Annotated in this window: 13 protein-coding genes; 9 read left to right on the top strand and 4 right to left on the bottom strand. The window is 40.5% G+C overall.

Annotation, left to right across the window (positions count from 1 at the left end; genetic code table 11):
• The first annotated feature begins 9 nt into the window (after nt 1-9).
• The 4 genes from P2W71_RS05780 (at nt 10) to P2W71_RS05795 (ending at nt 5,914) form a co-directional block, all read left to right on the top strand.
• Nucleotides 10-2,409, top strand: a complete 2,400-nt coding sequence (locus P2W71_RS05780) for a 3-hydroxyacyl-CoA dehydrogenase/enoyl-CoA hydratase family protein (RefSeq protein WP_276368231.1) — start codon at nt 10-12, stop codon at nt 2,407-2,409.
• 2 nt (nt 2,410-2,411) lie between these two features.
• Nucleotides 2,412-3,587: an acetyl-CoA C-acyltransferase gene (locus P2W71_RS05785; RefSeq protein ID WP_276368234.1), complete on the top strand. Its 1,176-nt coding sequence runs from the start codon at nt 2,412-2,414 to the stop codon at nt 3,585-3,587.
• Nucleotides 3,588-3,637: 50 nt separating this feature from the next.
• Nucleotides 3,638-5,437, top strand: coding sequence for an acyl-CoA dehydrogenase family protein (locus P2W71_RS05790; protein ID WP_276368237.1), 1,800 nt, complete (start codon nt 3,638-3,640; stop codon nt 5,435-5,437).
• A gap of 192 nt (nt 5,438-5,629) precedes the next feature.
• Nucleotides 5,630-5,914: a hypothetical protein gene (locus P2W71_RS05795; RefSeq protein ID WP_276368240.1), complete on the top strand. Its 285-nt coding sequence runs from the start codon at nt 5,630-5,632 to the stop codon at nt 5,912-5,914.
• Between the two features lie 12 nt (nt 5,915-5,926).
• Here P2W71_RS05795 and P2W71_RS05800 read toward each other — a convergent pair whose 3' ends face one another.
• The gene (locus tag P2W71_RS05800) at nt 5,927-6,310 is read right to left on the bottom strand and encodes a hypothetical protein (RefSeq protein ID WP_276368242.1); all 384 of its coding nucleotides are present in this window, start codon (nt 6,308-6,310) and stop codon (nt 5,927-5,929) included.
• A 129-nt stretch (nt 6,311-6,439) separates the two neighbouring features.
• On the opposite strand from P2W71_RS05800, the gene P2W71_RS05805 reads away from it, so the two are divergent.
• Nucleotides 6,440-6,757 (top strand): multidrug efflux SMR transporter, encoded by a 318-nt coding sequence (locus P2W71_RS05805; RefSeq protein WP_276368244.1) that lies wholly within the window; start codon nt 6,440-6,442, stop codon nt 6,755-6,757.
• Nucleotides 6,758-6,767: 10 nt separating this feature from the next.
• Here P2W71_RS05805 and P2W71_RS05810 read toward each other — a convergent pair whose 3' ends face one another.
• Nucleotides 6,768-7,376, bottom strand: coding sequence for a thioredoxin family protein (locus P2W71_RS05810; protein WP_276368247.1), 609 nt, complete (start codon nt 7,374-7,376; stop codon nt 6,768-6,770).
• Between the two features lie 29 nt (nt 7,377-7,405).
• Nucleotides 7,406-7,891 (bottom strand): TlpA disulfide reductase family protein, encoded by a 486-nt coding sequence (locus P2W71_RS05815; RefSeq protein WP_276368252.1) that lies wholly within the window; start codon nt 7,889-7,891, stop codon nt 7,406-7,408.
• Between the two features lie 281 nt (nt 7,892-8,172).
• Between P2W71_RS05815 and P2W71_RS05820 the strand changes: the two genes are divergently transcribed.
• Complete coding sequence (locus tag P2W71_RS05820) at nt 8,173-9,117, top strand: nitronate monooxygenase (RefSeq protein WP_276368254.1); 945 nt, start codon at nt 8,173-8,175, stop codon at nt 9,115-9,117.
• Nucleotides 9,114-9,506: a VOC family protein gene (locus P2W71_RS05825; protein WP_276368257.1), complete on the top strand. Its 393-nt coding sequence runs from the start codon at nt 9,114-9,116 to the stop codon at nt 9,504-9,506. The genes P2W71_RS05820 and P2W71_RS05825 overlap by 4 nt, the downstream gene beginning before the upstream one ends.
• Here the strand turns inward: P2W71_RS05825 and P2W71_RS05830 are convergent.
• Nucleotides 9,503-9,775: a hypothetical protein gene (locus P2W71_RS05830; RefSeq protein WP_276368259.1), complete on the bottom strand. Its 273-nt coding sequence runs from the start codon at nt 9,773-9,775 to the stop codon at nt 9,503-9,505. The two genes, P2W71_RS05825 and P2W71_RS05830, sit on opposite strands and share 4 nt — an antisense overlap.
• Nucleotides 9,776-9,914: 139 nt before the next feature.
• On the opposite strand from P2W71_RS05830, the gene recG reads away from it, so the two are divergent.
• Complete coding sequence (gene recG / locus P2W71_RS05835; RefSeq protein ID WP_276368262.1) at nt 9,915-12,011, top strand: ATP-dependent DNA helicase RecG; 2,097 nt, start codon at nt 9,915-9,917, stop codon at nt 12,009-12,011.
• A 57-nt stretch (nt 12,012-12,068) separates the two neighbouring features.
• Complete coding sequence (locus P2W71_RS05840; RefSeq protein WP_276368264.1) at nt 12,069-12,851, top strand: hypothetical protein; 783 nt, start codon at nt 12,069-12,071, stop codon at nt 12,849-12,851.
• Nucleotides 12,852-12,887 lie beyond the last annotated feature (36 nt).

Below are 12,887 nucleotides of genomic sequence, written 5' to 3' on the forward strand. Positions count from 1 at the left end.
AAAATTATCATGAAACGTTCTATCCGTAAAGTTGCTGTTCTTGGTTCCGGCGTAATGGGTTCGGCGATAGCCTGTCATTTTGCTAATGTAGGATGTCAAGTATTATTGTTGGACATAGCGCCACGGGAGTTAACTGACGAAGAAAAGTCGAAAGGCCTCACCCTCGATAATAAAGTTGTGAAAAATAGAATTGTCCAGGGTTCTTTTGATAGATCCATCAAATCGAATCCCGCACCGTTGTATAGCAAAAAATTCGCATCAAGAATTTCCCTGGGTAATTTTGCGGATGATATGAGTCGAATCAAAGATTATGATTGGACAATTGAGGTTGTGGTGGAAAATTTAGAAATAAAGAAGAAAGTTTACGAAGAAGTTGAAAAATATCGAAGGGCCGGCACGCTGATAACTTCAAACACTTCGGGAATTCCTATCCATTTAATGACCGAAGGTAGAAGTGATGATTTTAAAAAACATTTTTGCGGCACGCATTTTTTTAATCCACCGCGCTATTTGCGCTTGCTGGAAATTATACCCACCGCTTTTACCGACCCAGAGGTCACAAAGTTTTTAATGTACTATGGTGATTTGCATTTAGGTAAGACAACGGTCTTGTGTAAAGATACCCCAGCCTTTATAGCAAATAGGATTGGTGTTTACAGCATCATGAAAGTTCTTGATTCAATGCAGAAGTTTGATCTGAATGTTGATGAAGTTGATAAACTTACTGGTCCGGTGATTGGAAGACCAAAGTCAGCTACATTTAGAACAACCGATTTGGTCGGACTCGACACCATGGTTAAGGTCTCCTCAAATTTACACCAAGCCTTATCAAAGGATGAGGAACGCGACAGGTTTGTTGTGCCTGAAGTCGTATTAAAAATGGAACAAAATAAATGGCTTGGCGATAAAACAGGACAAGGATTTTACAAAAAGAGTAAGAATGCAAACGGAGAAACGGAAATATTAACATTAGATCTTAAAACGTTGCAGTACGGCCCTAAAGCCAAAGCCAAATTTGTAACGCTCGAAGGGACAAAAACTATTGACAGTTTAAAGCAGAGGCTTCCAATGCTCTTGGCAGGGAACGATAAGGCAGGTGAATTTTATCGTGATTCTTTTTACTCGGTTTTCAGCTATGTGTCAAATAGAATTCCTGAAATCGCAGATGAGCTTTATAAGATTGATGATGCTGTCTGCGCTGGCTTTGGATGGGAATTAGGTCCCTTTGAAACTTGGGATGTCGTCGGCGTAGAGAAAAGTCTTGCAATCATGGAAGGGTCAGGAAAGCGAGCTAATGATTGGGTGTATGAAATGTTGGCATCCGGTCACAAATCCTTTTACGTCATAGAGAATGGTCAGCGCAAATATTATGATATCGCCTCGAAGTCATATAAAATAATTCCCGGGAAAGAGGAATTCATCATTCTTGAAAATTTGGTTGACCAAATCATTTGGAAAAATGCCGAATCAAAGATCACCCACCTGGGAGATGGCATTTTGAACTTTGCCTGGCACAATAAAGGTTTTGTCTTGGGCAGTCCTGTTTTTGATGGACTAAAAAAGGCCATAGAAATCGCTGAGAAGGATTATACAGGGCTCGTAATAGGACATCAAGGCGCTGATTTTTCTTTAGGTGCTAACCTTGGGTTGGTATTCATGTATGCGATAGAGCAAGAGTATGACGAGATTGATTTTATGGTGCGCCAGTTTCAAAATGCTGTCATGCGAATTCGATATTCTTCTATACCTGTTGCGGTATGTCCCCAGGGCAGAACTTTAGGGGGTGGCTGCGAGATGACCATGCATTCAGATATCGTTCAAGCGGCTGCGGAAACATATATTGGTCTGGTTGAAGTAGGTGTAGGGCTGATACCCGCCGGCGGAGGAACGAAGGAATTTACAAAGCGTGTTAGTGATTCTTTGGAAGAAGGTGACGTTGAATTAAATGCCCTTCAAAATGCTTTCATGAATATTGCCACTGCTAAGGTGGCTTTGTCTGCCGAGGAGGCCAGAGAAACGGGCGTTCTTCGAAAGAATGATCGGATTTCCATTAACAAGGATCGGCAGTTGAAAGATGCCAAATCAGCAGTCCAGGAAATGGCAGAGGTTGGTTATACCATGCCCATGCAGGCTAAAAATATCAGGGTACAGGGGAGATCAGGTTTAGCGCTGTTCACGGCTGGGATATACGGCATGCGAATGGGCAATTTCATATCTGACCATGATCAAAAAATTGCTTTGAAAATAGCCAACGTTATGTGCGGAGGCGATCTCACTTCCCCTCAAGAAGTAAGTGAACAATATCTTTTGGACCTTGAACGCGAGGCGTTTGTTTCGTTGACTGGTGAAAAGAAAACCTTAGAAAGAATAAAATCAATATTGACAGGTGGTAAACCTTTAAGAAATTAATTATGGATGCATATGTGGTAGCTGCAAAGAGAACTGCAAATACTCGGGCAAAGAGAGGGGGATTTCGTTTTAGCCGTCCAGATGATTTTGCAACTGAAATAATAAAAGCTTTAGTACAATCCATTCCTGGATTAGAAAATAAGATGGTTGACGATCTTATAGTCGGCAATGCCGTGCAAGAAGCTGAGCAAGGGATGCAAATGGGAAGAATGATTGCTCTTACCGCGTTGGGGATGGAAAATGCTGGTATGGTAATAAACCGGTACTGTGGTTCTGGCATTGAAGCGATTCATTTAGCCTCAGCTAAAATAAACGCAGGCATGGCTGACTGCATTATTGCCGGAGGCACTGAATCCATGTCGCTGGTGCCGGTCATGGGTTGGAAAACAGCCCTTAATTACAAGATCGCCAAGGAAAATCCATCCTATTACACAAGCATGGGCCTTACCGCTGAGGAGGTAGCCAAGCAATTTAAGATATCGCGAGATGATCAGGATAAGTTTGCGTACGAGTCACACATGAAGGCAATCAAAGCCCAACAGGAAGGAATATTTAGAGATGAGATTCACCCCATTACAGTGCAGGAAGTGTATGTGGACGATGCAGGAAAAAAGAAGTCGCGTGAGTTTGTTGTTGATACCGACGAAGGACCTAGGCCTGATACAAATTTAGAAGCTCTTTCAAAATTAAAACCTGTTTTTGCCATGGGCGGAACTGTAACGGCTGGTAATTCATCGCCAACTACAGATGGAGCGGCGTTTGCAGTTGTTATGTCTGAACGGCTGATCAAGCAGCTTAACATTCAACCAATTGCCAGAATGGTTAGCTATGCCGTTGCAGGCGTGGATCCTAAAATTATGGGTATCGGTCCGGTAGCTGCAGTCCCGAAGGCATTGCACCGTGCAGGCATGAAGCTGGGCGATATCCATCGCATTGAATTAAATGAAGCTTTTGCCGCACAGTCGTTGGCAGTAGTGCGTGAACTAAATATTGATCCGACAAAGCTGAATGTTAATGGAGGAGCAATTGCCATTGGTCACCCTCTCGGAAGTTCAGGCGCGCGCTTATCCCTTACGTTGTTTAATGAGTTGAGGCGAAGTAAAAGCAAATATGGAATGGTTACAGCTTGTGTTGGTGGCGGCCAAGGCGTCGCGGGAATTTACGAGTTGCTGAATTAGCGGTGATCATTTTCATTTAGTTTATCCTTGATGCATCTTAAGATAAAATTATGAGCAAAGTCGAAAACAAAAGGGCAATCAAAGGCGGTGAATTTCTGATCCGTGAAACACAGGCGCACGAAATTTTCATTCCTGAAGAATTTAATGATGAACAGAAAATGATTCGCCAGCAGTGTAAAGATTTTTTAGAAAAAGAAGTCTTTAATAAACTGGATGAAATAGATTCTATGAAGGATCCGAAATTGATGCCTTCATTATTGGATAAGGCGGGTGAATTAGGATTATTAGGTACTTCGGTACCGACGGAATACGGAGGTTTCGGGATGGACTTTAATACTACGATGCTTGTTGCGGAAGTCATCGGTGGCGGCCATTCATTAGCAGTAGCCTTATCAGCCCACACCGGTATAGGGACTTTGCCGATTGTTTATTACGGAAATGAGGCACAAAAGAAGAAATACCTGCCCAAACTTGCAACAGGTGAATGGAAAGCAGCCTATTGCCTAACAGAACCAGATTCGGGATCTGATGCTAATTCAGGTAAAACCAAGGCAACCCCATCTTCAGACGGCAAACATTATCTTATCAGTGGGCAAAAAATGTGGATCACGAACGGAGGTTTTGCCGATGTGTTCATTGTTTTTGCAAAAATAGAAAACGATAAAAACTTGAGTGCCTTCATTGTAGAGAAAACGTTTGGCGGGATAACAATGAATGAAGAAGAGCATAAAATGGGTATAAAAGGCTCTTCTACACGACAAATCTTTTTTAATGATTGTAAAGTACCCGTTGAAAATCTTTTATCGGATCGTGAGAATGGTTTTAAGATCGCAGTTAACATTCTGAATGTTGGCCGGATAAAGCTTGGCGTTGCTGCAATTGGCGGTTGTAAACGAACCATATCGCTTGCAACTAACTATGCAAAAGAGCGGAAGCAGTTTGGTACATCTATCTCGAACTTTGGAGCGATTAAGCATAAGATTGCCGAAATGGTTTCAAAAGTATTTGCGTGCGAATCGGCATGTTACCGGGCTGGACAAAATATAGATGATGCTTACAATGGCTTAGTTGCGAACGGCACTGATCCGGCGAAAGCAAAATTGAAGTCACTCGAAGATTTTGCTATTGAATGTGCAATACTAAAAGTGCACGGATCGGAAGTACTTGATTTTGTAGTTGATGAAGGTGTTCAGATCTACGGAGGTATGGGTTATTCAGCGGAGGGACCCATGGACCGAGCATATCGGGATGCACGGATAAACAGAATCTTCGAAGGCACCAACGAAATTAACCGAATGCTTACGATAGACATGTTGGTTAAGCGTGCCATGAAAGGAACAATCGATCTGATGACGCCGGCTATGGCTGTTCAAAAAGAACTTTTGGAAATACCGGATTTTGGTTCAACGGAAGAGGAAGGAATATTTATCAGGGAAAAAAAGGTCCTGGCGAATTTGAAGAAGGCAGGTCTCATGGTGGCCGGCGCGGCGGTGCAGAAGTTCATGATGAAATTATCCGATGAACAGGAAGTATTGATGAATCTCGCTGATATTCTAATAGAATGTTACGTAGCTGAATCTACTTTACTCCGGGTTGAAAAATTAATTCAAACGCAGGGCGAGCAGGCCGCGTCGATACAAAAAGAAATTGCGTTGATCTATCTGCACTATGCAGTTGAAAAAGCGTCGTCTGCCGCAAAACACTCGATAGCTGCATTTGCGGAAGGAGATGAGTTACGACTGATGCTTTTAGGTCTTAAGAGGTTCACTAAAATTGATTCATATAATCTGAAAGAGGCACGAAGGAAAGTTGCCAATTATGTTATCGAAAAAGGAGAATATCCTTTTTAGTAAAGATGTTTATTAACCTAGACTGAGAAGGTCGGTTCTTTTTTAGGGCTGGCCTTTTTTATTGGAATTGTACGAATCTCTTCAATCGAATGTTCATTATTCGACACTCATCAAATTAGAAAATGGTTTTTTACAGTCCAAATGGCATTTTTCCGAACTGCATGATTTTTGGGCGGGAGTTAAAAAAAAATTATGCGATCTAAAAGTTCTACCCCTACCGTTCTAATTGTACTCATTCTAGTATTCACTTTTCCCCTTTGGATTGGAATTGCTGGCGGACTATTTGGGCTGGTCATGGGGTTATTTGGAGGAGTGATTGGCATTGTCGCTGGTTTTTTTGGAGCCATCGCCGGGATTTTCGGATGGCTTTTTAACTGGCACTGGCCACTCATAGGCTTTTTCCACTGGAATTTTTTTTGGGTTCTGGTGATCCTGTTGGGCGTCTTAATGATCAGCAGGTCTAAACGTCGGGTTTAACAATTCTAACGGTTAGGCTGTGGGATGTTTATTATATAAGTTATTATTCAGAAAGAACTTTGAATACATAGGGTACTTTTTAACTTCCCGCAATTCAGGTTTATACCTGTTTACAAACACAATTTTATACTGAAATTCATAACCCTTTTCGACGCGGATATCTTTTTTAATCACGTACCATAATTTGTTCCAGGGATTCATGACCTTTACCTCCAAATGAAAGAGACCCGGCGTACTTCTTACTCTAAGAAAGTTTCCGGATTGTTTATTGAAGAGTTTTCCATTAACATAAACTTGCATGGTTGTACCCTTTTCAATTTGTACTGCGATCCCGGAATCATACGCCAATAACTCAAAGCTTATTAAAAGCAAAGCTGCCGCCCCAAACATTTTCATAGCTCAATTGTTTTAAGCTATTTAATGCAACCTCCGTGCCATCGTTTTTGCTATTTTAAACAACAAAATACGTATTCATTACATCACTAATGGGAGTTCTGAGCTGATCTCTCACAAAACAAAAAAGTTATGGCTTGGATATATTTGATCAGTGCTGGTCTCTTTGAAGTTGCGTTTACAACGTGCTTAAAACTCTCCAATAACTTCACACATCGTTGGTGGTCGCTTGGATTTTTTGTTAGTATAACACTAAGTTTTTACTTGTTAAACAAAGCGATTCAAACCATCCCGATAGGCACAGGTTATGCTGTGTGGACAGGAATAGGGGCCGTAGGAACCACGATCGTGGGAATTTTTCTTTTTCAAGAACCCGCTTTTTTTTGGAGGGTATTTTTTATTACACTTCTTATAAGCTCAATTATTGGGTTGAAGGTTGTCTCAAGTTAATCGGCCTTATTTACGTATTTTTCCATTTAATGGTACAACCAATTGCTTTTGTATTGGGAGTCGATACTGGCTTTCCATTGAGTAGCGCTTCTACCGCATCTTCAACGTACTTTTTCTTGGCGGCAGATGCATCTCTGCTGTTATCATCAATGGTACCAATGTATGCAACTTTGAAAGTGTTTTCAATTCGTTGAAGAACAAAAACGTGAGGCGTATTAGAGGCACCAAACGCCCGGGCCACCGTTTGGCTTTCGTCTATTAAATATGGAAATGTGTAGTTCTTTTTTTTGGCCCGCGACACCATCTCGTCATAGGAATCGCCTGGCGATATCTGTGCGTCGTTTGCATTTATGGCTATGACGGGAAAACCTTGCTCCGAATATTTTTTATCCAAAGCGATAATTCTATCATTATACGCTTTTGAATAAGGACAAGTATTACAGTCAAAAATAACGATCACCCCTTTTTCCGATTTATAATCTGAAAGAGCAACCATTTTTCCATCGACATTTTTCAGTTTGAAATCGCCAACAGCATCACCAATCTCGTACTTCATTGATTTACTGGAAACCAGTAAAAGAATTAAGCCAACCAATCCTAGTAATTTAATCTTTTCCATAGGGTTATTTTTTAATGATAACGAATAATCTACTGTAAGGACGCAATTAGATTCTCTAGCTCACCTTCTTTTAACTCCTTCTCGACAAACATCCTTTTGCCCGTCTTTGGATTCAAAATTAACGTGGCTGGTATTGCGCCGCTCCAGGTTTTGTCCACTTTATCGATCCAAGAATTGTAATCTATCTCATCGAGTAACAGCACCTGAGATTGAATGTTTTTTCGGTGTATAAAGGCATCCACTTTATCCACCTTGTCAGCGTAATCCAGGCAGACAAGCGTAATTTTAACATTAAAGTCTTTATTAGCATTTAATTTTTCCAAGAGCGGAATTTCCTTTACGCAGGGTGCACACCAAGTTGCCCAAAAATTAACCACTTGAATCTGACTGGAATTTGTGTTCAATATTTTTGCCAATGCGTCAAACTTGACCACTGTTGCCTGTTGGGCAATGGTAGTGCTAACACAAAATATTACCATCAACAAAACCATAAAAAAAGAATGGTGCTTACCCATATATAGATTGTTAAAAGAATGATAACAACATTATATTAATCCCATTATAATTCAAGTACTTAGAATGTAAAGAATTTCGTTCAAAAAGAATTCCACAATTCTGTCCACTTATCCACATCCCTATGAGGCAATGACTTATATTAAAGATAGTCAGCTACTTACAACAATTTTTTTCAATTAATTCTTGTGGACAACTTAAAATTGACAATAAATCCAACAAATTGTTAGGCTTTTTGAGTTGAATTTAAAATGAAAATTAAAAGATGTTTAAATGAATAATAATGACAAGATCTAACAGCGTAGTCGATCTTTTTAAAATAAAAATCCCAGTGATTCAAGCTGGTATGGTTTGGTGCAGCGGATGGAGGTTAGCAGCCGCGGTGAGCAATGCCGGAGGTTTAGGACTAATAGGGGCAGGATCAATGTATCCCGACTGTTTACGTGAACATATTCGGAAATGTAAGCTTGCAACGGACAAGCCATTTGGTGTTAACGTTCCTTTGCTGTATCCCGAGATAGGTCAGTTGATGAAAATTATCGAAGAAGAGAAAGTAGACATTGTGTTTACATCGGCAGGAAACCCTGAGACATGGACTCGCTTTTTAAAAGCGCGTGGTATTAGGGTCGCTCATGTGGTGTCCAGTGTAAAGTTTGCAAAGAAAGCTGAGCATGCAGGTGTGGATGCCATTGTCGCGGAAGGTTTTGAAGCGGGCGGGCATAATGGGCGTGAAGAGACCACTACTTTTGTTTTGCTCCCAATGGTTCGCGATGCAATTTCACTGCCACTCATTGCAGCTGGAGGTATCGCTACGGGCAGGTCTATACTGGCCGCCGAGGCATTAGGTGCAGACGGATTTCAAGTCGGTAGCCGATTTGCTGTAAGTGAAGAGTCTTCAGCCCATCCTAATTTCAAAAGACGAATCACAGCGTTAGAGGAGGGAGGAACTTGTTTAAGTTTGAAGCAGCTTACACCAGTTCGAATGGTTAAGAATAAATTTTTTGAATCGATACAGGCAGCGGAGCTTCGCGGCGCATCAAAAGAAGAACTTACTCAGCTTTTGGGAACACGCAGATCGAAACTAGGGATTTTTGAAGGCGACATTGAAGAAGGAGAATTAGAAATTGGGCAAGTGTCTTCAATGATAAAAAAGATTCAACCCGCTTCCGCTATCCTAGTAGAAATGTGGGATGAGTATCTGGAAATTAAAAAAAATATGTGCTCATGAATTTTATAAAAATTAAGGAGACATGTCTATATGTTCATGATCTTGAGAAGACCAAAAAGTTTTATCATGAAGTGTTAGGGCTTGAAATCATTAACTATGAGGAGGGCAAGCATATTTTCTTTAGACTCGGTAGTTCTGTTTTGCTTTGTTTTAATCCGGAAGATTCAAAAACTAAAAAAACACCTCCACCTCACTACGGCGGCGGTAAACAGCATGTAGCGTTTGAGGTAAAAAAATCTGATTATAATTATGCCAAGGCGGAAATAACATCTAAAGGTATAGCGATCATTGACGAAGTCATATGGAAAAGCGGAGAAACATCTTTCTATTTCGAAGATCTGGAAGGAAACGTTTTAGAAATACTACCAGATAAAGGAATCTGGGACTAAATTTGGAAATTTGGCTTCAACTCTGCATCCCTGGATTCAGCGATAGCGTTCGATTCTTTTTTGTCAATTAGAGAAGATTGATATGAGTTTTCATACCACTCTTCATAATATTTATATTGTATACAGCGAGGCATGAGTTTTCCATCTACAAGAATTTTGATGAGTAACTCTGGATTTATCGTTTGCAAGAGCGACGTTCTCTGTTCATTAGGTAAAGTGGAGATTTCAATGAACTCTATACCTTTGTAAACTGTCGAATTAACTTTCATGTCTTGGCTGGAACTAATTATTCTACTTAAACAGAATTTGTAACCGAAGGTTTAATTCGCTTGCGAAGTTAAACAGAAAAATTTCTTGATATAATTCAAAGCCGATAAATCTTTGAATTTTATACCGCACCTTTTTTTCATGGCACAATTTTTTGCTACACCGATTGAATATCTAAAAGGCGTTGGGCCGCAGAAAGGTGTATTACTAAATAAAGAGTTATCCATTTTTACTTTTGGAGATCTGATTCAACATTACCCATTTCGTTACGAAGATCGTACGAAGTTTTATTCGATTAGTGAAATTCACGACGAAATGCAGTATGTTCAGATAAAGGGTTTTATTAAAAAAAAGGAGTTGATCGGAGCTGGTTTTAAGAAACGTCTGGTTGCGCAAATGCGTGATGAGACAGGCGATATTGAACTTGTATGGTTTCAAGGTATTAATTGGATCAACGAAAAAATAAAACCAGGTATAGAATACATTGCATTTGGAAAGCCCAATCGCTTCGGAAATAAATTTAACATCGCACATCCGGAATTAGAGCCGGCGGCCGAGAAGAAAAACGGGAAACATGGATTTCTTCAACCAATTTATTCAGTCACGGAAAAGTTAAGGGCGAAACATGTAGACAGTAGAATGCTGTCGAAATTAATAAACGAGCTCCTGTCCTTATCAGCAGATAAAATTCGCGAAACCCTTCCCGGACCCATTATCGCTTCCGAAACACTTCTTTCAAAAAAGGAAGCACTTAATAATATTCATATTCCCACAACGCATGACCTACTTGCTAGAGCTCAGCATCGATTAAAATTTGAAGAACTATTTTATATTCAGCTTCGGCTGTTGAAATTAAAATTAATCAGGCAAAATAAATTCCGCGGCCAGGTATTTCAGAACACGTCCCTTTTGAATGAATTCTATAAAAACCATTTGCCCTTCTTATTAACGGATGCACAGAAGCGGGTTATTAAAGAAATATATGCCGATTTAAAATCCGGAAAACAGATGAATCGATTACTGCAAGGGGATGTTGGCAGCGGAAAAACAATTGTAAGTTTTATTTGCATGCTCATCGTTCTGAGTAGCGGTGCGCAGTGTGCGTTAATGGCGCCCACAGAAATCCTCGCCCAGCAACATTTTAAAAATTTGAAGATATATGCAGATCAAATGCAAATATCGATTGCATTATTGACGGGATCGACAAAAAAGGCGCAACGAATCACCATTCATGAACAATTGAGAAAAGGTAATCTTCACATCCTTATCGGCACCCACGCTTTATTGGAAGAAGAAGTTCAATTTCATAATCTCGGACTTTCAATCATTGACGAGCAACACCGCTTTGGGGTTGCTCAACGATCAAAATTGTGGCAGAAAAATAAGGATGTCTATCCTCACATATTGGTCATGACCGCAACGCCAATTCCGCGAACTTTAGCCATGACGTTGTATGGCGACCTGGAGATTTCGGTGATTGACCAGCTACCGGTAGGAAGAAAACCTATAAAAACCATTCACCAATATGATGCGCATCGATTGCAGGTAAATAGATTTTTAAAAGATCAGATCTCCCTTGGTCGCCAGGTATATTGTGTCTATCCATTGATTGATGAATCCGAGAAACTTGACCTTAAACATTTAATGGATGGATATGAAAGTATTTCGCGGTCGTTTCCTGATATTCCGATCAGCATTGTTCATGGGAAAATGAAAGCCGATGCCAAGAGCTACGAAATGAAACGTTTTGTTACTGGGGAGACTAAAATTATGGTAGCCACCACCGTAATTGAAGTTGGTGTAGACGTGCCCAATGCTTCTGTAATGGTGATAGAAAATGCTGAACGATTCGGACTGTCGCAGTTGCATCAATTGCGTGGCCGGGTGGGTCGAGGTGCAGAGCAGTCCTATTGTATTTTGATGACAGGTTATAAAACTGGTACTGATTCAAAAGTGAGAATTGATACCATGGTAAAGACGAATAACGGTTTTGAAATCGCAGAAACAGATCTTAAACTTCGGGGACCTGGCGACTTGCTAGGTACGCAACAAAGTGGGGCGTTGGACTTGTTAATAGCCGACCTGGGTACTGATGGCAAGCTTTTGCAACGCGCACGCGAAAAGGCTATTGAAATATTAGCGGAAGATCCGGAGCTTACACGTGCTGAGAATCAGGTTATCCGTAATCAAATCGAAAATATGCGAAAAACGGTTGTGAATTGGAGCCGAATAAGTTAAAACAACATTCATGGTAAATTTCTTAATTTCACTTTTTCACCCATTTAATCCGCGGCCATGAACTTGAATAATTCTCTTGTATTGCTGGTGATCATTGTATCGCTCACTGCTTGCAATAGATCTGATGAAACCTCTGGCTTTAGTAACCCAGCGGCAGAAGGATTTGATCTTGCTAATTCTGATCCTGCGGCTGTAGAACTTGCTGATAGCATAATGGTGGCAATGGGGGGATGGGCAAACTGGAATAATACTAGATTTATAGCCTGGAATTTTAATGACAACAGAGAGCTTCTTTGGGATAAAAAAGACGAGCGTGTGCGAATCGAATCGATTAAGGATTCAATTACATATATCGTTAATCTAAAAACATTGACAGGAAAAGTTTGGGTGAAAGGTCAGCCGCTTACCGAATCGGATTCCTTAGACAAAATGTTAAATCGGGGAAAAAGCATTTGGATAAACGATTCTTATTGGCTTGTCATGCCCTTCAAATTAAAAGATAGTGGCGTGACACTAAAATATCTGGGAGAGGACACATTAAGAACGGGCGGCCGATGTAATGTGATTGAGCTCACATTTAACAACGTTGGCGATACTCCTCAAAACAAATATTTGGTATACGTTGATCTGGCGGATAACCTTGTTAAACAATGGGCTTACTTTAGCAATGCAAGCCAGGATTCTGCCAACTTTGTTCGACCGTGGGATAATTATAAAAAGTATGGAAATATCTTGTTGTCGGCAGACCGATCGGACGGCGTGGGTCCAAAAGACGTATCGGTTAGAAATAGAATGGATGAAAAAGCTTTCAACGACATAGGATGGAAAGACAACAATTAGCATTATATGATCAACAACGAACGAATGAAGTAACAT

Source organism: Chryseolinea sp. H1M3-3, from assembly GCF_029360725.1.
Classification (GTDB): Bacteria; Bacteroidota; Bacteroidia; order Cytophagales; family Cyclobacteriaceae; genus Chryseolinea.

Coding starts and splice junctions, on each gene's coding strand:
- P2W71_RS05830 (WP_276368259.1), bottom strand. CDS start 9,775: ATGAAAGTTAATTCGACAGTTTACAAAGGTATAGAGTTCATTGAAATC.
- P2W71_RS05805 (WP_276368244.1), top strand. CDS start 6,440: ATGGCTTGGATATATTTGATCAGTGCTGGTCTCTTTGAAGTTGCGTTT.
- P2W71_RS05785 (WP_276368234.1), top strand. CDS start 2,412: ATGGATGCATATGTGGTAGCTGCAAAGAGAACTGCAAATACTCGGGCA.
- P2W71_RS05825 (WP_276368257.1), top strand. CDS start 9,114: ATGAATTTTATAAAAATTAAGGAGACATGTCTATATGTTCATGATCTT.
- P2W71_RS05815 (WP_276368252.1), bottom strand. CDS start 7,891: ATGGGTAAGCACCATTCTTTTTTTATGGTTTTGTTGATGGTAATATTT.
- P2W71_RS05820 (WP_276368254.1), top strand. CDS start 8,173: ATGACAAGATCTAACAGCGTAGTCGATCTTTTTAAAATAAAAATCCCA.
- P2W71_RS05790 (WP_276368237.1), top strand. CDS start 3,638: ATGAGCAAAGTCGAAAACAAAAGGGCAATCAAAGGCGGTGAATTTCTG.
- P2W71_RS05780 (WP_276368231.1), top strand. CDS start 10: ATGAAACGTTCTATCCGTAAAGTTGCTGTTCTTGGTTCCGGCGTAATG.
- P2W71_RS05840 (WP_276368264.1), top strand. CDS start 12,069: ATGAACTTGAATAATTCTCTTGTATTGCTGGTGATCATTGTATCGCTC.
- recG (WP_276368262.1), top strand. CDS start 9,915: ATGGCACAATTTTTTGCTACACCGATTGAATATCTAAAAGGCGTTGGG.
- P2W71_RS05795 (WP_276368240.1), top strand. CDS start 5,630: ATGCGATCTAAAAGTTCTACCCCTACCGTTCTAATTGTACTCATTCTA.
- P2W71_RS05810 (WP_276368247.1), bottom strand. CDS start 7,376: ATGGAAAAGATTAAATTACTAGGATTGGTTGGCTTAATTCTTTTACTG.
- P2W71_RS05800 (WP_276368242.1), bottom strand. CDS start 6,310: ATGAAAATGTTTGGGGCGGCAGCTTTGCTTTTAATAAGCTTTGAGTTA.